This is a genomic window from Gallalistipes aquisgranensis (assembly GCF_014982715.1).
Lineage (GTDB): Bacteria > Bacteroidota > Bacteroidia > Bacteroidales > Rikenellaceae > Gallalistipes > Gallalistipes aquisgranensis.
Map to the genome: position 1 here is coordinate 1,643,688 of NZ_JADCJY010000001.1, position 21,189 is coordinate 1,664,876.

Consider the following 21,189-nt stretch of genomic DNA (forward strand, 5'->3'; position numbering starts at 1 on the left):
TTCGATCGTTTAGTTAGTCTTCTTCATTCACTGTCCGGGCTGCCGGAAGAATTTCGGGTCGAGCAGCGGACGTACCCGGTCCATCGGCAGCAGGTAGTCCGTCGGGCCGAACACGTAGGGAGCTATCTCGTACGGATCGTAGTGCATCCGCACACCCGCGCTGTCGACCGCGATATTCCGCGGCAAAGGTAATTCATCGGGAGCAACAAACAAAACGGCATCGGCCAGATCGGCACCCCGCGCCTGCATGAAGGCCTCCCGGTTGAGCCTCCGCAACTCCGCCGTGTCGCTGAACAGCTCGGCCATCTCCAACTCCCGGCCCGTGCGCAGGTCGAAATTGAGGAACGTCGCCGTCTGAAGTCCGTGGGCTCCGCCCAGGTAGACGTAGGAGTCGATCCGCACGGAAGCCACACGGCCGAACTCCTTCACCGAACCCTCCACGAACAGTTCGTAAGGCATGTGGCGGATCACCGTATCGTAATTCCTCGCGGCGAGCATCGAGTCGATCCGGACCGAAAGGGCCGTACCCGGCACCGCATCCTCCCCAAAGCCCACGAGGGCGGAGAGGACACGTCCGATCGCATCATTGATCGAATCGGCTGCGGCACCGCCCCGTGCCACGGGATAAGAGACTGAGATACTGTCGCCCGTCAGCATCTGCGAGGGGGCGGGCATCCGTTCCGTCTGCCAGGACACCGCGGGCTGCGAGCAGCCAACGAGGCACCCTGCCCATGCGGCCAGTACCGCCGCCCTGCGAATCATTCCGTATTTTTTCATAGTCGTCCAGGATTTATTTTACGCTGTTTTCCATATACCGCACCACGTGCTCCGCGATGTAGTCGTCGCTCACCCCGTCGCAGTCGATCACCAGCCGGGCCTGTCCGTAGAATGGCTCCCGCTGGGGCAGCCGCTCCCGAATGAAGGCCAGCAGCTCTCCGTCGTCCTTGCCCCGGAGCAGAGGCCGTTTGTCCCGGCCGTGCCGGAGCCTCAGGGCCAGTTTCTCGGGAGTCATCTTGAAATAGACCGTCACGCCGCAGCGGTTCATCGTCTCCATGTTTCCCACGCCGCAGGGAACGCCCCCGCCCGTCGCCACCACCGTGTCGGCCAGGCCGGCGTACCGCGCCAACGCCTCCCGCTCCCGTTCCCGGAAATAGGCTTCTCCGTGACGGTCGAACATCTCCGAGACGGTCATGCCCGCCTGCCGTTCGATGTCGGCGTCCATATCCACGAAGCCGTATCCCAGCCTCCGGGCGAGCTGACGCCCGATGCTGCTCTTGCCGCAGCCCATGAAACCGACCAGAAAAAGCACCATAACGCGTCAGAACAGATCCAGTTGCGAAGTCTCGGGATTACGCGTATCCTCCTCGCCGCCCCGCTCGATCGTAAACTCGATATCGGAATGGATGACGGTCGTTCCGGCCGGTTTCACCTCCGCTCCGGGCGTCCGGACGGCGGGTTTTCCCCCGGCCGGTTCTGCAGCCGGGGTCTCCGCGGCAGAGTGCTCCCCGGAAACTCCCGCCCCTCCTCCTGCCTCGGCAGGAAGTCCCGTTCCGTCGGCGCCCTCCTCCGGTTCGTTCCCGGTTTCGGCAGGGCCTTTCTGCAACGGTTCTACGAAACGCAGCGAAGCCACCTCGAACGTGGTGATCCGTTTGCCCCGGGCCCGGTGGCTCTTCACGCCGATGAACTCCTCCACGTCGATCAGGTCGGCGGGCCGGTTCTTGTGGGCGCCGCCGTAGGTCACCTCCAGCCGGGGATAGTCGTCCGTGGAGAGGCAGACCAGCCTCGACGCGGGATTCTCGTCCACGAAAGGCTGCATGCGGTCGCTCACCTCGGCCGAGAAACGCTTGATATAGTAATAGTTCTGTTCGGCATCGTAATAGGCCGCCGAATAGATCCGCGAAGAGTCGTACTTTTCCACCCGCACGGTATCGTCCGGGAAATGATGGCTCAGATCGTACCCCGTAATGTAATACTGGTTCTTGGCCGTCATCACGATGATCTTGTCGTCGCCGCTGAACTCGCCCAGCAGCATGCCCCTGCCGTCGGCATTGAGCCTGCGCACCTCGTCGTCGAACCAGATGTTCTGGCCGCCGAGCGTGGAGGTTCCCCGCTCCTTGAGCACGATCTTGTGGATGCCGTACCGGGAGAAGAGGTTGCCCTGGCTCTGCCGCCCCTTGATGGCCAGCGTACTGAAATCAAGATCGACGATCAGCTTCTTGAGGCGCGGCCGGGGTTTGAAATAGACCTTCAGCACTTCGGCCTCCCCGTTGGGATTGACGCTCAGGTAGAGAATCTCGCTCTTGGGCGTCCCCTTGGTGAGGTTGTACTCCTTGTCGCGCGTGATGCCCTTGATCGCACACCGCTTCATCATCAGCGGGCCGTTCTTGCCGTCCCGGTAGAGGACGTTGTAGATCGTCCGCTCGTCGTTGCGTTTGAATACACCTATATAGTAGATATTCTTGTCGAAGAAGGCCTTTTCGGAAACCTTCGTAATGATATAGCGCCCGTCGCGCAGGATCACGATCACATCGTCGATGTCCGAGCAGTCGCACACCAGTTCAGCATCCTTCATCGAACGGCCGATCCCGAAGAAACCTTCGGCCCGGTCGACGTAGAGCTTGGCATTGGCCACCACCACCTTCGTCGCCTCGATCGAATCGAACTCGCGGAGTTCGGTACGGCGTTCCCGCCCCTCTCCGTACTTCTGTTTGATCCGCTCGTAATAGGCGATCGTGTAATCGACCAGATGGTCCAGGTTATACTGCACCTCCTTCATCGACTTTTCGAGCCCCTTGATATACTCGTCCGCCTTGAAGGCGTCGAAACGCGAGATGCGCTTGATCCTGATTTCGGTCAGCCGGACGATATCCTCCTGCGTCACCTCGCGGCGGAGCCTGCCCTTGAAGGGCTCCAGCCCCTTGTCGATCGTCTCGAGCACCGACTCCCAGGTGGTACACTCCTCGATCATGTTGTAGATCTTGTTTTCGATGAAGATGCGTTCGAGACTCGACATGTGCCAGTCTTCCGAAAGCTCGTTCATCCGGATGTCCAGCTCCCGTTTCAGCAGCTCTTTCGTGCGCGCCACGCTGCGGCGCAGGATTTCGTTCACCCCGAGGAAATGGGGTTTGTCGTCGTAGATGACGCACGAGTTCGGAGAGATCGACACCTCGCAGTCCGTAAAGGCATAGAGGGCGTCGATCGTCTTGTCGGACGACTCGTCCGGACTGACGTGGATGATGATTTCCGCCTTCTCGGCCGTATTGTCGTCCACCCGTTTGATCTTGATCTTCCCCTTGTCGTTGGCCTTGATGATCGAATCCTTGATCGACTCGGTCGTGGTGCCGTAGGGAATCTCCGTGATGGCCAGCGTCCGTTTGTCCACCTTCGAAATGCGGGCCCTCACCTTCACCACGCCCCCGCGCAGCCCCTCGTTGTAACGGGAGCAGTCGGCCAGACCGCCGGTCGGGAAGTCCGGCAGCAGGTTGTAGGGTTCGCCCCGGAGCTCGGCCACGCAGGCATCGAGCAGTTCGTTGAAGTTGTGGGGCAGTATCTTGGAAGCCAGCCCCACGGCGATCCCCTCCACGCCCTGCGCCAACAGCAGCGGGAATTTCACGGGCAGGGTGACGGGCTCCTGGTTCCGGCCGTCATAGGAGAGCATCCACTCGGTGGTCTTCGGATTGAACACCACGTCGAGGGCGAATTTCGACAGACGCGCCTCGATGTAACGCGGGGCGGCCGCCTCATCGCCGGTGAGGATATTCCCCCAGTTTCCCTGACAGTCGATGAGCAGGTCCTTCTGGCCGAGCTGCACCAGCGCATCGCCGATCGAAGCGTCGCCGTGCGGATGGAACTGCATGGTGTGTCCCACGATGTTGGCCACCTTGTTGTACCGTCCGTCGTCCAGACGCCGCATGGAGTGGAGAATACGCCGCTGCACGGGTTTCAGCCCGTCTTCCACGTGGGGCACGGCACGTTCGAGAATCACGTAGGAGGCATAATCCAGAAACCAGTCCTTGTACATGCCGGTCAGTTTCTGCCGGCCTCCGCTCTCGCTCATCAAACGTCCGTACTTGCCGCCCGGCACACCGCTCCCCGAAGAGGCCGGCCGTGCCTCCTCCCCCGCGGTCCTTGCCGCCTCCTGCGAAGCGCCGCCGGCATCCGCAGGCGCTTTCCGCCCCGCTCCGTCCCCTGCCGGGAACATTTCGTCTTCCGCGTTCCGTTCGGTACTGCTGTTCTTATCTTCGTTCATTCCGTCTATCGGTACTTATCTCGGTTAAATCGCTTCTTCGATGTAGTCGGCCTCGATCCGCAGGTTGTCGATGATGAAGCCCTGCCGCTCGTAGCTGTTCTTGCCCATGTAGAACTCCAGCATGTCGTGGATCGGATCGTCCTTCGTGAGGCGCACCTTCTCCAGCCGCATGTTCTCGCCGATGAACTCCTTGAACTCGTCAGCCGATATTTCGCCCAGCCCCTTGAACCGGGTGATCTCCGGATTGGCTCCCAGCCGGGCGATCGCCCGCTCCTTCTCCTCTTCGCTGTAACAATAGACCGTCTCCTTCTTGTTACGCACCCGGAACAGCGGGGTCTGCAACACGAACAGGTGCCCCTGCCGGATCACGTCCGGGAAGAACTGGAGGAAGAAGGTCATCATCAGCAGCCGGATATGCATGCCGTCGACATCGGCATCGGTGGCGATGATCACCTTGTTGTAGCGCAGGTTGTCCATGTCCTCCTCGATATTGAGGGCGGCCTGCAGCAGGTTGAACTCCTCGTTCTCATAGACGACCCGCTTGGTCAGGCCGTAGCTGTTGAGCGGCTTGCCCCGCAGGGAGAAGACCGCCTGCGTGTTCACGTCCCGGCTCTTGGTGATCGAACCGCTGGCCGAATTACCCTCCGTGATGAAGATCATGGTCTGCTCCGCCCGATCGTTCTTGTCGGTGAGGTGAATCCGGCAGTCGCGCAGCTTCTTGTTGTTGAGACTCACCTTCTTGGCCATCTCGCGCGCCTTTTTCTGTACGCCGGAGATCGCCTTGCGCTCCTTCTCGTTCTCGACGATCTTGCGGTTCAGCGCATCGGCCGTCTCGGGGTTCTTGTGCAGGAAATTGTCCAGCTGTTCCTTCAGGAAATCGACCACGAAATTGCGCACCGTAGGCCCTTCCGGCCCCATGTCTTTCGAACCGAGCTTGGTCTTGGTCTGCGACTCGAACATCGGCTCCTCCACCTTGATGCTGATGGCGGCGATGATCGAGGTGCGGATATCCGAAGCGTCGTAGTCCTTGCGGTAGAACTCCTTGATGGTCTTGGCGATCGCCTCCCGGAATGCGGCCTGGTGCGTACCGCCCTGCGTGGTGTGCTGCCCGTTGACGAACGAAAAGTAGGTCTCGCCATACCCGCTGCCGTGGGTGATGGCCACCTCGATGTCAGGCCCCGAAAGGTGGATGGGAGGATAGAGCGGCTCCTCGGCGATCTGTTCGTTCAGCAGGTCGAGCAGTCCGTTCCTGGAGACGAAGCTATGGCCGTTGAGCTTGATGACCAGCCCGGCATTCAGGTAACAGTAGTTGCGGATCATCGCCTCCACGTAATCGAAATTGTAGGCATACTCCCCGAACACCGTGCGGTCGGCCACGAAACGGATCGTCGTCCCGTTCTTCTCCTGCACGCCGCTCTCCGAACGGTCGGCCAGCTCCTCGCCGGCGGAGAAATCGACGCTCCGGGCCTCCCCGTCGCGCACGCTGCGGATGGTGAACTCGCTCGAAAGGGCATTCACGGCCTTGATACCCACACCGTTCAGACCCACGGACTTCTTGAAGGCCTTCGAGTCGTACTTGGCTCCGGTGTTCATCTTCGAAGCCACGTCGGAGAGCTTACCCAGGGGCACGCCCCGGCCGTAGTCGCGGATCGTCACCACGTCGCCGTCGATCGTCACTTCGATGCTCTTTCCGAAACCCATCATGTACTCGTCGATCGAGTTGTCGAGCACCTCCTTGATAAGGATATAGATACCGTCGTCCGACGAAGTTCCGTCGCCCAGCTTGCCGATGTACATGCCCGGCCGGCGGCGGATGTGCTCCTTCCAGTCGAGGGTTCTGATATGTTCGTCCGAATAGTTCGCTGCGTCCATCTGTATTGCTTGCTTTTATTATTTTTCCTTCTCGTTTCCGTACAGGTCGGGACGCAGGGCTTCGTGCGCCTCCGTCGTCCGACGGTTCACCTCTGCGGCCAGCTCCTTGATCTCCGCTGAGGCGACCTCCCCGGCACTCACGGGGGGCAATATCCGCACGGTAAAGGAGTGCGGCATTCTGAGCCGCCATCCGTCGAGCAGACTCCCCGTCCCTTCGATCACGCAGGGCAGAATTCCCACCCCGGCGCTCTTGGCGATCAGGAAAGCCCCCTCCTTGAAACGGTGCACCCGTCCGTCCTTGGTCCGCGTCCCCTCGGGGAAGATAATCACCGACGTGCCCTCCCGGAGATATTCGTCGGCTTCGTGCACCATCTTCTTGGTGCTGGAAGCGGCTCCGCGTTCGATGGCGATATCGCCGTGCATCCAGAGCACCATGCCGAAAATCGGAATCCTATACACTTCGCGTTTCGAAACCCATTTGAAGTTGAATGGAAGCACGTACATCAGGGGAATGTCCAGCATGGCCTGGTGATTGACCGTCACCACGTAGGGCACCCCCTTTTCGATATGCTCCCGCCCCTCGACCTTCACCCGCCACAGGGGCCACGCATAGATCGCCTTCGCCCAGAAACGCGAAGCACGGTGCAGCACCGCCCGCTGGCGGTCGAACGGCACCGTCAGGGCGAAAATCAGCATGAAGACGACGCAGTAGGCGAGCGTAAAGAGTATCGTCACAACGTAATAGAGCACAGACTTCATCACAGGCCGCTTTTTCCCATTTTAAATCCTGCAAGTTTAACAATTTTTTTCGGCATTTCCCTTTTTCCTGAGCAGCATTTTATCAACATTTAATCACGGGAAGGAGCGCGTACGCATTTTTTTGACTACCTTTGGGGCCTCAACCATTTTAACGAACAACAGCTATGAAAGCATTTGTTTTTCCGGGACAGGGCGCCCAGTTCGTGGGCATGGGCAAAGACCTGTACGACACCGTCCCGATGGCGAAAGAACTTTTCGAGAAAGCCAATGAAATTCTCGGTTTCCGCATAACCGACATCATGTTCTCCGGGACGGACGAACAGCTCAAGCAGACCAACGTGACGCAGCCCGCCATTTTCCTCCACTCGGTCATTCTGGCCAAGTCGCTGGGCGACGCCTTCAAACCCGACATGGTGGCCGGACACTCGCTGGGCGAATTCAGCGCACTGGTGGCCGCCGGAGCCCTCGGTTTCGAAGACGGCCTGCGGCTGGTGGCCAAACGTGCCGCCGCCATGCAGAAGGCCTGCGAACAGAACCCCTCGACGATGGCCGCCGTCCTGGCCCTGCCCGACGAGAAGGTGGAGGAGATCTGCGCCTCGATCGACGAGGTGGTCGTTCCCGCCAACTACAACTGCCCCGGCCAGCTGGTGATCTCCGGCAGCAACGAAGGCATCGAGAAGGCCTGTGCCAAGATGCTGGAGGCAGGGGCCAAACGCGCACTGAAGCTCAACGTGGGCGGCGCGTTCCACTCCCCGCTGATGGAGCCCGCCCGCGTGGAGCTGGAAGCCGCCATCAGGGAGGCTCCGTTCGCCACACCGGTCTGCCCCGTTTACCAGAACGTGGACGCCAAACCCTACACCGATCCCGAAAAGATCAAGGCCAACCTGATCGCCCAGCTCACGGCTCCCGTACGCTGGACGCAGATCGTGCGCAACATGCTCGCCGACGGTGCCGACTCGTTCACCGAACTGGGTCCCGGCGCCGTTCTCCAGGGCCTCATCAAGAAGGTCAACAAAGAGGCCGCGTGCGAATCGAAACAGACGCTTTAATCTCCCGATAACGGCTGCCGGCGAACATCCGGCAGCCGTTTCTCGAAAACGGACTTTTTCCTGGTAAAGAGCCCGTTTTTTATTTATTTTTATATATTAATAATATGATTATGGAGAGTACACCGCTGGTCAGCGTCGTCATCCCCTGCTACAACCAGGCCCGGTTCCTCGACGAAGCAGTCGGGAGCGTTCTCGGATGCGGCTATGACGCCGTCGAGATCATCGTCGTGAACGACGGCTCCTCCTCGGAGGAGGACAACCGTCTCCTGCACGGTTTCATCCGGCCCAAAACCCGCGTGATACATCAGCGGAACATGGGGCTGGCAGCCGCCCGCAACGCAGGCATCGAAGCCGCTTCGGGCAAATACATCCTGCCGCTGGACGCCGACGACAAAACGGCCGAAGGTTTCCTTCCGGAAGCGGTCCGTATCGCTGAAAGCGATCCCGGCATCTGCGTCGTCACCGGAAAATACCGTCTGTTCGGGCTCACCGAATCGGAACCGCAGGGCGCCCCTTACGAAGGATTCGCCTCCGAACTGCTCGGCAACCGGATCGTGGTGAGCAGCCTGTTCCGCAAAGAGGGGTGGGAAAAAGCCGGCGGCTACTCCGCCCAAATGAAATACGGCATGGAAGACTGGGATTTCTGGATTTCCCTGCTCGAAAAAACGGGCGGGCGCGTAGTGCAGCTCGACCGCCCCACGATGTACTACCGGCAACACGAAACCTCCATGTTCCGGGACCTGGTCGGCGACCGCAGACGCAAGGAGGAGATGTTCGGCATGCTGGTCAGGCGGCACCTGGACTCCTATCTGGCCCATCCGGAAACGCTGGCGGAATACATGCTGGAAAAGTACGGCATCTTAGAGGAGAGAGCCCTCCGGCACGAGAGCCGCATGGAACGGAAATACGTGAAATACAGACGGCTTTTCAAATGCACGGCATGGCTGGGCGGCCTCCTGCTGCTGGCCCTGGCACTGCTTCTCGCACTCGGCTGAACGGCCGATTCTAAATATTCTTCAAATCCCCGCCGCCGTACACGGGCACGAAAAAATCCCGAAAAAGCAGAATTCCGCATCCGGACATTTTTTGCATCCGGACGAAATATCATATTAAAATAATTAATAAGAGAATCCGTTTTTAATAAAAATGAATATATTTGCACATTCTTACCAAACACAGTGCACGAAAAACAAGAGAGCAAGCGATTGAACATGGTATCATTAAAGGAATTTTTCAACCAGCACGAAGACGATGCCCAGAAAGGCATCGTCCACAAGAACAACCTGATTAAACGCAATATCATCGCCTACATGGCGGTCAACGGGGAGTGTACGCTGGCCGAGCTCACCAAAGAGCTCCACATCAGCATCCCCACCATCACCAAACTGGTGAACGAACTGGTCGTCGAGAAAATCGTGACCGATAACGGCAAGGTGGAAACCCCGGGGGGACGGCGTCCCAATATCTTCGGTCTGGCCAACTCGGCCATCTATTTCGCCGGGGTGGACATCGCCCGCGACCATATCGGTTTCATCATCACCGACCTGAAGAACAACGTCATCACCAGCGAAGAGGACACGAAGTTCGAACTGGCCGACACGCCCGAATGTTTCGAGCGCATCTGCACCTCGATCGACTCGTTCATCGAGCGCTGCGGCGTGGACCGCAGCAAAATCCTGGGCATGGGAATCGGAATCGCCGGCCGCGTGAACCCCAACACGGGCCGCAGCTACAAATACTTCACTTCAGGCGAGCGGTCGATCCGCGACATCATCGAGGAGCGAACGGGCATCCGCGTCCTGCTGGAGAACGACACCCGGGCCCGCTGTTATGCCGAATACTTCACGGGCAGCAACATCAAGGACGAGAAGAACATCCTCTACCTGCACCTGGGGCGCGGCGTGGCCATCGGGATCATCACCGACGGCAAACTCTTCTACGGCAAGTCGGGCTTCGCCGGAGAGTTCGGACACACGCCCTTCTTCGACAACGAGATCATCTGCTCGTGCGGCAAGAAGGGCTGCCTCGAGACCGAAGTGTCGGGAATCGCCATCGAGAACAAGCTCATCACCCGCATCCAGCAGGGCGTAAGCACCGTTTTGCAGGAGAAATACAACCGGGGCGAAACGATCCACATCAACGACATCATCTCCGCCGCCAAGAACGACGACACGCTCGCCATCGAACTGATCGAGGAGGCCGGCGAGAAGATCGGCAAGAGTATCGCGTTCCTGATCAACATCTTCAACCCCGAGCTGGTCATCATCGGAGGCAATCTGGCGCAGGCCGGCGACTACATCATGCTGCCGCTGAAAACGGCCGCTAACAAATACTCGCTGAGCCTCGTCTACAACGACACCAAATTCCGCCTTTCGAAAATGAACGAAAACGCCGGGGCTCTGGGCGCCGCCATGCTCATACGCAACAAGGTCATCGGTTTGTAACGGCGGGACGGACATGAACGCACTCGAAACGGACCTGATCCGTCTGCGGGCCATGGAACCCGAAGACATCGACATCCTCTACCTGTGGGAAAACGACACCAACGTCTGGAAGGTGAGCAACACGATCGCACCCTTTTCGAAATATATCCTGAAGCAATTCATCGAAAACCAGCGGTACGACATCTACGAGACCAAGCAGTTGCGCCTGATCATCGAGTCGAAAGAGCTGCGCAAGCCGGTAGGGGCCATCGACCTGTTCGACCTCGACCCCTACAACCGTCGGGCCGGCGTGGGCATTCTGATCTACGACCGCAGGGACAAGGGACAGGGTTTCGCCTCGGCCGCCCTCTCGACCCTCATCCGCTACGGGTTCCAGATGCTGGGCCTCAACCAGCTCTACTGCAACATTCCGGCCACGAACGTACGCAGCCTCGCCCTGTTCAAAAGCAAGGGATTCAACATCATCGGGCTGAAAAAGGAGTGGACGAAAACCACGTCGGACTGGCAGGACGAGTACATGCTCCAGTTGCTGAACCCGAAAAAGGGATAAAGCAGGCAAGCATCCGGCCTCCAGTGGCCCGGGCAAATCTCCCCGATAAACATCACCCCCGTTCGGAACCGAATTCCGGCGGGGGTGAAATAATTAAGACCGGGCTTCCCTGCCGGTTTTCTCGTCTTATCGTCCGGACCGCGCTTCCTCCCGTGCGCGGGCGTCCCGCCGGGCCGCTTTCTTCGCCGGATCGAATATCCGGAGGCCGATCGAAACACCGATCTTGTTGGGATACCATTCGCCGGAACCGTTGTAGGGGTCGGGCGATGCGGGCATCACCGGCCGGTGGGGATACAGGTCGATCTGCCCGTCCAGCGAATAGCCGTTGTACCAGCTCAGCATGTACGACCAGCCGAAAAAAAAGTCCAGCACCCACTTGCGGGCAAACAGATGTTCGTACCCCACACACAGGCCCAGCATCAGGCCTGCCCCCTTGCTGTACCGGTTTTCGAGATACAATTTTCCGTGGCGGAATTCCGGTTTCGACATTTTGAAGAGCATCATGCCCGCGTTCGCTCCCAGATACCATCCGTCGTTCCGTTCGCGGAAATAACGCCGGAACTCGTTCAGGCAGATGCCGAAATGCATCGGTTTGCTCACGCCGTGGTCCCGGATGCTCTGCCAGGGGGAATAGACGATCTCCGCCTGGTAGGTCAGCCGTTCCGACACACGGAACTCGACTGCCGGGTTGATCACGCCGACCAGCGCATACAGACCGTTCATCTTCAGATAGGTCTGTGCCCGGACAGTACCCGCGCAGCCCCACAGTAGCAGTATGAATAAAAAAATACGTTTCACTACCTTTGGGAATAGGCCGTAAATATACGCAATAATCGTGAAAAAGGTCCGTTATTCCGGGAAAAACGGCGGACGGCAGTAAGCGCCCAGGTCGGGAAGCGAGGAGAGCGTCCGGTACCCGCCCTTTCCGTCCGCCTCGTAACAGTAATGTTTCATGCCGTTGGTCAGCAGCAGGAAGCGCGCCCCCACCCGACTGTTGTAGCGGACGGCCTGCGCCAGCACCGCATCGTCGATCGGAACGTCCGCCGCCTTGCACTCGGCCAGCAGCAGGGGCTCCGGACGGCCGCCGCACGCCTCCGTTCCCTCCCGGCAGGCCCCTCCCGGGGCGAGCACCACCACATCGGCCCGCAGGGGCTGCCCCTGCAGATCGACGGGATACTCCTGCACCACGTAATGCCGGTCGGCACCCATACGCTCCACCAGGAAACGGACCAGATGCCTGCGCACCCACTCCTCGGGCGTGAGCAGCAACCAGCGTCCGCGCATCTCGTCCCAGACATACGACACACCCGCCCGCCGAACGATGCGGAACGGGAAAGAGGGAAAATTAAGTCGGGGATGTCGGTTCATCCTGAAAAAATTTTTACTATCTTGTGCCCAAATTGGCCTAAATCAAAATTTCGGGTTAAACATTTAACAAAGACAGACAAAATTACAAAAAATTATGATGAATACAAATCCGAAAAACCGCAGGGAAGAGGCTCTCGATTACCACTCGGAGGGCAGACCGGGGAAAATAGAAGTGATCCCCACCAAACCTTACAGTTCGCAGCACGACCTGTCGCTGGCCTATTCGCCGGGCGTGGCCGAACCGTGTCTGGAGATCGAAAAGAATCCGGAAGAGGCATACAAATACACCGCCAAGGGCAACCTGGTGGCCGTCATATCCAACGGCACGGCCGTACTGGGGCTCGGCGACATCGGGGCGCTGGCCGGCAAACCCGTCATGGAAGGGAAGGGACTGCTGTTCAAGACCTTTGCGGACATCGACGTATTCGATATCGAGGTCGGGACCAAAAATACGGACGAATTCATCGAAACGGTCAAAAACATCGCCCCCACGTTCGGCGGAATCAACCTTGAGGACATCAAGGCGCCCGAGTGCTTCGTGATCGAGGACCGGCTCAAGAAAGAGCTTTCGATCCCCGTGATGCACGACGACCAGCACGGCACGGCGATCATCTCGGCCGCCGCCCTGCTCAACGCCATGGAACTGACCGGGCGCAAGCCCGAAACCACCACCGTCGTGGTGAACGGTGCCGGAGCGGCCGCCGTATCCTGTTCCCGCCTCTATCTGGGACTGGGCATCCGTCCCGAGAACCTCATCATGTGCGACAGCAAGGGCGTGATTACCTCCTCGCGCACCGACCTCAACCCGATCAAGCGGGAGTTCGCCACCTCGCGCGACATCCGCACGCTGGCCGAGGCCGTCAAGGGGGCCGACGTCTTCCTGGGTCTATCCGTGGCCGACGTGCTGACCGAAGAGATGGTGCGCAGCATGGCCAAAGACCCGATCGTCTTCGCACTGGCCAACCCCAATCCCGAAATCTCCTACGAGGCCGCCATGCATTCGCGTCCCGACATCATCTTCGCCACGGGTCGCTCGGACTACCCCAACCAGGTGAACAACGTGCTCGGATTCCCCTACATCTTCCGCGGGGCCCTCGACGTGCGGGCCACGGCCATCAACGAACAGATGAAGATCGCCGCCGTGCGGGCGCTGGCCGCCTTGGCCAAAGAGCCCGTTCCCGACATCGTGGCCACGGCCTACAACAGTTCGCGCATCGCTTTCGGCCGCGAATATCTCATTCCCAAGGCGCTCGACCCGCGTCTGATCGTCTGCATCTCGATCGCCGTGGCCAAGGCCGCCATCGAATCGGGCGTGGCACGCCGTAAAATCGAGGACTGGGACGCCTATGCCCTGGAGCTGGAGAGCCGCATGGGACGCAACGACAAACTGCTGCGCAATGTCCGCTCGAAAGTGCTCAACTCGCCGCTCAAACGGATCGTATTCAGCGACGGCGACAAACCCAACACGCTCAAGACGGCCGCGCACCTGGTGGCCGACCACCTCGCCCGCCCGATCATGATGGGCGACCGCAAACGGATCGAACGGGTGGCCGCCGAAAACAACGTGGACCTGACGGGCATGGAGATCCTCGACTTCCGCAGCGACGAAGAGACCCCGCGCCGGGCCCGCTATGCCGCCATGCTGCACCAGAAGTTCAGCCGCCGGGGCCTGAGCATGAACGAGGCCATGAAACACATGAAGGAGCGCAACTGGTTCACGCTGATGATGGTGGTGGCCGGAGACGCCGACACGTCGATCCTCAATTACAGCCGCCGGTACAGCAAGGCGCTCGAGGCGGTCAAGGCGCTGTTCACCTCCTCGACCAACAAGACGCTCGCCTCGATGGTGATCGTCACCACCAAGAAAGGCCCGATGTTCTTCTCCGACATGGCCGTCAACACCAGTCCCACGTCCGAAGAGCTGGTCGACATCACCCGGGCCACAGCGGCAGCCGTGAAACGGTTCGGCATCGAGCCGGTGATCGCCATGCTCTCCCACTCCAATTTCGGAACCGACAACGAATACGAGGCTTCGAAAGTGGCCAAGGCCGTCGAAGTGCTCCACGACCGCTATCCGGAGATTATCGTGGACGGAGAAATGAAGGCCGACATCGCCCTCGACAAGAAGACGCGCAACGAGTTCTATCCCTTCAACCAGATCGGCGACCGGGACGTGAACACGTTCATCTTCCCGAACCTGTCGGCGGCCAACATCTCCTACAAACTGATGGAAAAACTGGGCGGCGCCGAGATCACGGGACCGATCCTGGTGGGACTGCCCGCAGGCGTCTACCTGATCGCCGACACGGCCAGCGTCCGGTCGCTCATCAACCTGGCCACGATCGCCGTGGCCAATGCGGAACCCGGCGAGTAGCCCCTCCGGGATTCTCCTGCGACAATACTCCGGAGACGACACGGTCTCCGGACGCGAATTTCACCCCCGCCGCGGTTCTCCGCTACGGGGGTGAAACCGTTAACATGCGGAGCCGCCGGAACTCCCCCGTTCCGCCGCAGCCCCGCCCCGTGTCGATTTACCCTCCTCCGTGCATGATATTCCCGCTTTATTATTACCTTTGCCTCAAAATTTCCAACCGATGATCCGCACCCTCCTTTTCGCCGCCTGTACGGCAGCCGCCGGAGTCTCCGCCCTCAGCTTATCCGCCGCGCGGAGCTCCTCGGACCTCTTCTCCGTCTCTTCCGCCGCACCGGCACGCAAGCCTGTAAAAAAACCGCAGGAACTCCCTGCCGTCAAACTGCTCCGTTACTCGGAAAACGCCCGTCCGGAAAGGCTCCCGTGGCCCCTCGATCCGGAAGCCGTCGCCGAAGGGAAAGACACCCCGCGGGGCGAAGTGCGCAGCTACGCTTCGGCCGCCGAGGCGCTGATACAGGGCGACACCTCCCTCTATCTGCAACCGCTGGAAGGAAAATGGAAGGGCGAGGAGTTCCGCGAGGGACGACTGGCGGGCATACGTTTCACCAGCCGTTTCAAGGTGCCCTTCGCCTGGGTGGACCGCCAGCTCTTCCTGCGGCTCGGCGGGGTCGGCGGCCCCTACGAGGTGAAGGTCAACGGAAAGCGGATCGCCCGCACGCAGGACGGATACACGCCGGCCGAATTCGACCTGACCCGTCACGCGAAAGAGGGAAACAACACGCTGGAGATCGTCGCCTATGCCGGAGGCATAGGACGCATGCTGGAGAATTTCGGCACCCCGGGAACCCTGCACGCACCGGACCGGAGCTACATCGTCGCCCAACCCCGCGTGCGCATCCGGGACATCGTGGCCGACACCCGGCTGGAAGGAGGCAGCGGACTGCTGTCGCTGGGGGTGATCCTCAAAAGCCATCTGCTCAACTTCAAGGAATACAACGTCTATTACGAGCTGACCGCCCCCGACGGCAGGACGGTTTCGTCCGGCCACCGGGAGGCCCGCTTCGACCTGCGCCGGGAGGACACGGTACGGTTTTTCGCCAACCTGCCGGACATCCTGCCCTGGAGCCACGAGGCACCGAACCTCTACACGCTGCAACTGAAAACCCAGTACGAGGGACGGTTCCAGGAGTACGTGTCGTTCGAAATCGGATTCCGGGAGGTCCGGATGCAGGAAGGCAGGCTGCTGGTCAACGGCCGGGAATTCCCGCTGCGGGCCGTGGAATACCGGGCCCCGGCCGATTCGGCCGTCCTCTGCCGGGAGTTGGCGGAACTGAAACGCAAAGGAGCGAACACGATCAAGGTGCTGCACCATCCCCAGCCCGCGGCCCTCTACCGCGCCTGCGACCGGTTGGGTCTCTATGTATGCGACCAGGCCGGCATAGACACCCACCTGGCCGGAAATTCCCGCAAGAAGGGAGGAAATCCCTCGAACGATCCCCGCTGGCGGGACGCCTATGTGGAACGGGCACTGGCCATGTACCACACCTCGAAAAACCATCCGTCGGTCATTCTCTTCTCGCTGGCGGACGATTCGGCCAACGGATACAACCTGTATGAGAGTTACCTCGCCCTGAAGCGGGCCGAAAGCGAACGCCCCGTCATCTACAACGGGGCCGGCAACGAATGGAACAGCGACGCCGTGACCGAACCCAGAAAAGGCGACGGACGGTTCGTCTTCGCACCGGCCTCACCGGAGAATCTGATCGTCGGGGAACCCGTCTCGATCACCGCGAAAGACGCTTCCCGAGGCATATTTACCGTCACGAACCGCTACGATCTGACGTCGCTCGGAGCGGGCGACATCCGCTATGCGGTCCGTGTGGGACGGAAAACGGTCGCGGCAGGGGAGCTCCCTGTGCGGCTGGCCCCGGGCGAAAGCGGAGAGTACACGGTTCCGCTGCCCGAGCGGCTGAAATCCGGCGCACGGATGGAGATCACGCTGCGCGTGGAACGGGACGTTCCGGCCGCTTACCGCTATGTTCCCTCGGCACAGGAACCGGAGATGCGGTCCGGCTCCCTGTTCCGCAAACCGGACGACAAAGAGCTCCCGGCCGGCACGCAGCGGGAACTGGTGACGGAAAAGACTTTTTCCGCCACCAGCCGGTAAACCCACCTTCCCGGAGGACACTCCATGAAAAAACCTCCCGACGGGAGGTTTTTCCGTATGCCTCTTACCGTACCGCCCGGAGCAATCCGATCAGGTGGCATCCGCGTCTTCCTTTTCCCGCGGAGGAGCGGCCGGAGCCTCGGCATACTTTTTCATGTACTCCTTCGGGGTGAGCCCATAGGCCTCCTGGAAATAGCGGACGAAACGGTAATGGTTGTTGATCCCCACCTCGAACATCACTTCGGCCACGCGCATCTGCCCGGAAGCGAGCAACTGGGCCGCACGCCGCAGCCGGATGTCCCGCACCATTTCGGAAACGGTCCTGCCGCCGGCGATCTTCTTCAACCGGCGGTAGAGCTGCATACGGCTCATGCCGAGCTCCTCGGAGAGCTGGTCGATGTCGAAGAGCGGATTTTGCAGGTTCCGTTCCACGATCCGGGAAATCCGGCGCAACAGCTGCTCGTCCGACGAAGGCACCTCGACCGGAGTCGGTTCCGTGATCTTCTCCGTACGGAGTTTCCGGGCATAGCTCTCCCGGGTCGATAGCAGGTTCCGGATACGGAATACGAGGTTCTCCGAATCGAACGGCTTGACGATATACTCCTGCGCCCCGGCCGTGAGCGCCTCCCGCACCGACGCCTTGTCCTCCTTGACGCTGTGCACGATGACCGGGATGAAATTGGTCCGGGGATTTTCCTTCAGGCGGCGGATGAACTCGATACCGTCCATGCCGGGCATCATGATGTCGGTGATGACCGCCGCCGGAATCAGTTTCTGGGCCATAGCGAGCCCCTGCTCGCCGTCGGAGGCAATCTCCACCCGGAAATGACCCCGGAGACACTCGCGGATATAATCGCACATGTCCCGGTTATCCTCGACCACGAGTATCAGATATTTCCGTGGTTCCTTCCCCTCCTCCGGCGGCCGGGAGACCGGCTCCGCCGCGGCCGGACCTTCGTCCCCGGCCGTCACGCACTGCTCGGGCCGGAACGCCTCCCGGTCGACGGGGAATTCGACCGTGAACGTAGACCCCTCCCCGCTGCGGCTCCGCACCGCGATGGAACCCCCGTGGAGCTCCATGAGCGCCTTGCACAGGGCCAGCCCCACCCCGCTGCTGTAACCGCTCAGCGGAGTACCCCGATAAAAGAGGTCGAAGATTTTGTCCTGTTCCCGTTCGGGAATGCCCACCCCGGAATCCTGTACCGAGACATGGGCCCGCCTGCGGCCGTTCAGGGTCTCCACCCACAGCCTCACCTCGATACGGCCCTGCTCGGGCGTGAACTTATAGGCGTTGGATAGGATGTTCTGCACCACCTTTTCGATCTTTCCCCGGTCGAACCACGCCTGTTCGATCCGGTCGGGACAGTCGAACCGGAGCACGATGCCGGTCTGCTCGCTCAGATAGCCGAACGAGTGCACCACCTCCCGGACGGTGCCGATCAGATCGCCCTGCGACACCGCCAGCGGCAGGCTCTGCACGGAGAGGCGCCGGATGTCGAGTATCTGGTTGATGAGCAACAGCAGTTTGTTGGTGTTCTTGTGAATGATCTGCAACCGGAAACGGGAATAACCGTCCACTCCCTTATGGTTCATCAGGTCCTTGAGCGGAGCGAGGATCAGCGACAGCGGCGTCCGCAGTTCGTGAGTGACATTGGTGAAAAAGTTCAGCTTCAGTTCGTTCATCTCCAACGTCTTCTCCTGCTCGACCTTCTGCATGAAAAGTTCGCGTTTCCATCGCTGTTTCGCCCGCACGTAGTTGACGACGGCCATGACCGCACCGCCCAGCAGCAGGGCGTAGATCGAGAACGCCCACCAGGTGGCCCACGGAGCCGGCAATATCTGCACGTTCATCTGGCGTACGTCGTCGCTCCATGCCCCGTCGTTGTTGGAGGACTGGAGCCGGAAAGTATAGGTACCCGCCGGGAGATTGGCGTACGAGGCGTAACGGTGCCCCGAGGAGACGGTGATCCACTCCCGGTCGTACCCCTCCAGCCGGTACCGGAACATGTTCTTTTTCGGCGTGACGTAGTGGTCGGACGTGAACTCCAGGGTGAAGTTGTTGAAACGGTGCCCCAGCGAAAAGCCCTCCACCGAATTGATGCTCCGGGGCAGGATCGTCCGTCCGCCGTACTCCTCCCCCACCCGCACGGAACGGTTGAAAACCTTCAGGTCGGTGAACACGGGCCGGCCGGAGTAGAGATTCTCCCGGAAACGGGCCGGATTGAAATAGTTCACCCCGTTGATCCCCCCGACGAAGACCCAGCCGTTATCCGACACGGCCGCCCCTTCCGTCCAGGTATTGCTCTGCAGACCGTCGTCCCAGATGTAGCGCCTCACGTGGCCGGAAGCCGGCTGGTAACGGTACAGCCCCTGGCTGCTGTTGAACCACAGGTCGCCCTCCCGGTCCTCGGTGATGGCCAGTATCTTCGCATCCCGGAGCCAGGGCAGGGTGACACGCTCCAGCGAGACGATCCGGCCGTCGGGAGCGGTCTCCATCCGGTTGAGCCCGGCATCGGTGCCGATCCAGATCACGCCACGGCTGTCCTTCAGCAGGCTCCACACCTGGTCGTGGCTCAGGCCGAAAGGCGTGTCCCCGTGGCGGATCGCCTCCACCTCGAGACTCTCCCCACGCCGGCCGTACCGTATCCGGGAAAGCCCCCTGTCCGAAGAACCCACCCACACCGTACGGGCGGCCGTATCCGACAGCAGGCAGTAGGGCGAATCGGAGGCGAGCCCGTAGTCCTGCGTGTAGACGACGCTCTGTCCGCTATCGCTGAAATAACGGATCAGTCCGTTCACCGTGGCCACCCAGATGTCACCGTAACGGTCCTCGCACAGGTCGATATAATACCGGTAATGCTGCCAGTCTTCGGGCGACACCCCGGCCAGCCTCAGCTTCCGGGAGGATACACCGCCCGAAGCCGTGCGCCGCACCCGGTAAACACCCTCGCGCGCGGCAAACAGCAGCGACCCGTCGCGGGTCTCGATGATGCGGGCCACAGGCGAGGAGGTCACCTCCGACGAAACGTTCCGAAGCGTGCGCGTCCCGAAATCGTAACGGTACAACCCCTCCTTATAAGTACTGATCCAGAGGTCGTCCCGGCTGTCGATAAAAAGCGCATTGATATGACGTCCCCGGTAGCCCAGTTCGGAGAGCTGACGGTCGACCAGAGGTTTGAACGTGAACAGGTTCGGCTGGGAGAGATCGGCATAGTTCACCCCCCGCCGGGTCCCGACCCACAGCACGTTCGACCGGTCGATGTAAAGCGTACAGACATCGTTATCCGTCAGCCGGCCGAAAAAATCGGACGTATCGTAGTGTACCGTCTCCAGCACCCGGAACTCCGGGTCGAACGACAGGCGGAACAGCCCCTTTCCCTTGACGCCGAGCCAGAGGTTCCCCTCCCGGTCCCGCAGCGCACAATCGACGGAGCCGCCGTCCAGACCGGGAAAGACGATTTCGGAGAAACGCTCCCCGTCCGCGCAGACAGCCAGTCCGTCGGCGAACCCGACCCACATCGTCCCGGCCGAATCGCAGTAGAGGCTGGCCACCGCCCGCCCCCGGAAACGCTCGACCATCGTCACCGTCCGCCTGCACCCCTCCGTCCGGCAGATGAACAGTCCTCGCGACGAGCCGATCCACATGCCGCCCTGCGGATCGCATGCGATCGAGGAGATCATGGCTCCGCCCAGTCCGCCCACCTCCCGGAAACGCATCTCGCCCTCCTCATAACGGCCGCACACCACTTCCGCATCGGTACCGATCCAGAGATCGCCCGCCTTGTCCCGGCAGAGCGACCGCACCCAGCGCGAGCGGAGCGCCCCGAGCGAAGGAGTGTGGTCGATATAACGGTTCCGGCCGGGATCGTAACGCATCAATCCCCCGTCCAGCCCCATCCACACCGTACCGTCGTCACAGGGCAGCATACAGACGATACGGTTGTTGACCGGCCCCTGCGGAACATCCAGCGAATGGCGGTCGGAGACGATCCGGTAGCCGTCGAAACGGTTGATCCCGTCGTAGGTGGCGATCAGGATCAGTCCGTCCTTGTCCTGCACGATGGAGGTCACGGAGTTCTGCGACAGGCCGTCGTTGACACTCAGGTAACGGAACTTGAGCCGAGTATCCACCTCAGGAAAAATATCGCCGCCCCGGGACGGGACCGCGCACAGCGAAAGGAGAAGGACAAACAGACAGGTCGGTAGTTTTTTCATGGCGGGCAGCGGGAACCGGGAAATAACCGGCTCCGCACGATAAACAAATATACGCAAAATTTCAGAATCCGCCACCCTCCGCCGCAATGCTTTCCGTCCGGCCGGACCGCGGCGCCTGTGGGATTTCCGGCCCGGAACAGACCCC

At 60.5% G+C, this 21,189-nt stretch carries 14 protein-coding genes; 6 read left to right on the forward strand and 8 right to left on the reverse strand.

Annotated elements, in window-relative coordinates; translation table 11 throughout:
* Positions 1–27: 27 nt before the first annotated feature.
* From INF32_RS06650 to INF32_RS06670, 5 genes are read right to left on the reverse strand one after another with little or no spacing between them, the layout of a single operon-like run.
* Positions 28–777 (reverse strand): DUF3298 and DUF4163 domain-containing protein, encoded by a 750-nt coding sequence (locus INF32_RS06650; RefSeq protein WP_226387575.1) that lies wholly within the window; start codon positions 775–777, stop codon positions 28–30.
* A gap of 13 nt (positions 778–790) precedes the next feature.
* Positions 791–1,312, reverse strand: a complete 522-nt coding sequence (locus INF32_RS06655) for a shikimate kinase (RefSeq protein WP_226387576.1) — start codon at positions 1,310–1,312, stop codon at positions 791–793.
* A 6-nt stretch (positions 1,313–1,318) separates the two neighbouring features.
* The gene (locus INF32_RS06660) at positions 1,319–4,249 is read right to left on the reverse strand and encodes a DNA gyrase/topoisomerase IV subunit A (RefSeq protein ID WP_226387577.1); all 2,931 of its coding nucleotides are present in this window, start codon (positions 4,247–4,249) and stop codon (positions 1,319–1,321) included.
* 24 nt (positions 4,250–4,273) lie between these two features.
* A complete protein-coding gene (locus INF32_RS06665) occupies positions 4,274–6,121 on the reverse strand; it encodes a DNA topoisomerase IV subunit B (RefSeq protein WP_226387578.1) in 1,848 nt (615 codons plus the stop codon).
* A gap of 18 nt (positions 6,122–6,139) precedes the next feature.
* A complete protein-coding gene (locus INF32_RS06670) occupies positions 6,140–6,880 on the reverse strand; it encodes a lysophospholipid acyltransferase family protein (protein ID WP_226388121.1) in 741 nt (246 codons plus the stop codon).
* Between the two features lie 164 nt (positions 6,881–7,044).
* On the opposite strand from INF32_RS06670, the gene fabD reads away from it, so the two are divergent.
* The 4 genes from fabD to INF32_RS06690 all read left to right on the forward strand — a co-directional run bounded on the left by fabD (position 7,045) and on the right by INF32_RS06690 (position 10,923).
* Complete coding sequence (gene fabD / locus INF32_RS06675; protein WP_226387579.1) at positions 7,045–7,929, forward strand: ACP S-malonyltransferase; 885 nt, start codon at positions 7,045–7,047, stop codon at positions 7,927–7,929.
* Positions 7,930–8,039: 110 nt separating this feature from the next.
* Positions 8,040–8,924: a glycosyltransferase family 2 protein gene (locus tag INF32_RS06680; RefSeq protein WP_226387580.1), complete on the forward strand. Its 885-nt coding sequence runs from the start codon at positions 8,040–8,042 to the stop codon at positions 8,922–8,924.
* Between the two features lie 216 nt (positions 8,925–9,140).
* A complete protein-coding gene (locus INF32_RS06685; protein WP_226387581.1) occupies positions 9,141–10,373 on the forward strand; it encodes an ROK family transcriptional regulator in 1,233 nt (410 codons plus the stop codon).
* A gap of 13 nt (positions 10,374–10,386) precedes the next feature.
* Complete coding sequence (locus tag INF32_RS06690; RefSeq protein WP_226387582.1) at positions 10,387–10,923, forward strand: GNAT family N-acetyltransferase; 537 nt, start codon at positions 10,387–10,389, stop codon at positions 10,921–10,923.
* 126 nt (positions 10,924–11,049) lie between these two features.
* Here the strand turns inward: INF32_RS06690 and INF32_RS06695 are convergent, their stop codons facing one another.
* Positions 11,050–11,721, reverse strand: a complete 672-nt coding sequence (locus tag INF32_RS06695; protein WP_226387583.1) for a DUF3575 domain-containing protein — start codon at positions 11,719–11,721, stop codon at positions 11,050–11,052.
* 51 nt (positions 11,722–11,772) lie between these two features.
* Positions 11,773–12,291, reverse strand: coding sequence for a type I restriction enzyme HsdR N-terminal domain-containing protein (locus INF32_RS06700; RefSeq protein WP_226387584.1), 519 nt, complete (start codon positions 12,289–12,291; stop codon positions 11,773–11,775).
* A gap of 97 nt (positions 12,292–12,388) precedes the next feature.
* On the opposite strand from INF32_RS06700, the gene INF32_RS06705 reads away from it, so the two are divergent.
* Both INF32_RS06705 and INF32_RS06710 read left to right on the forward strand, forming a co-directional pair.
* A complete protein-coding gene (locus tag INF32_RS06705; protein WP_226388122.1) occupies positions 12,389–14,665 on the forward strand; it encodes an NADP-dependent malic enzyme in 2,277 nt (758 codons plus the stop codon).
* Between the two features lie 220 nt (positions 14,666–14,885).
* Positions 14,886–16,829 (forward strand): glycoside hydrolase family 2 TIM barrel-domain containing protein, encoded by a 1,944-nt coding sequence (locus INF32_RS06710; RefSeq protein WP_226387585.1) that lies wholly within the window; start codon positions 14,886–14,888, stop codon positions 16,827–16,829.
* 90 nt (positions 16,830–16,919) lie between these two features.
* Here INF32_RS06710 and INF32_RS06715 read toward each other — a convergent pair whose 3' ends face one another.
* Complete coding sequence (locus INF32_RS06715) at positions 16,920–21,044, reverse strand: hybrid sensor histidine kinase/response regulator transcription factor (protein WP_226387586.1); 4,125 nt, start codon at positions 21,042–21,044, stop codon at positions 16,920–16,922.
* Positions 21,045–21,189 lie beyond the last annotated feature (145 nt).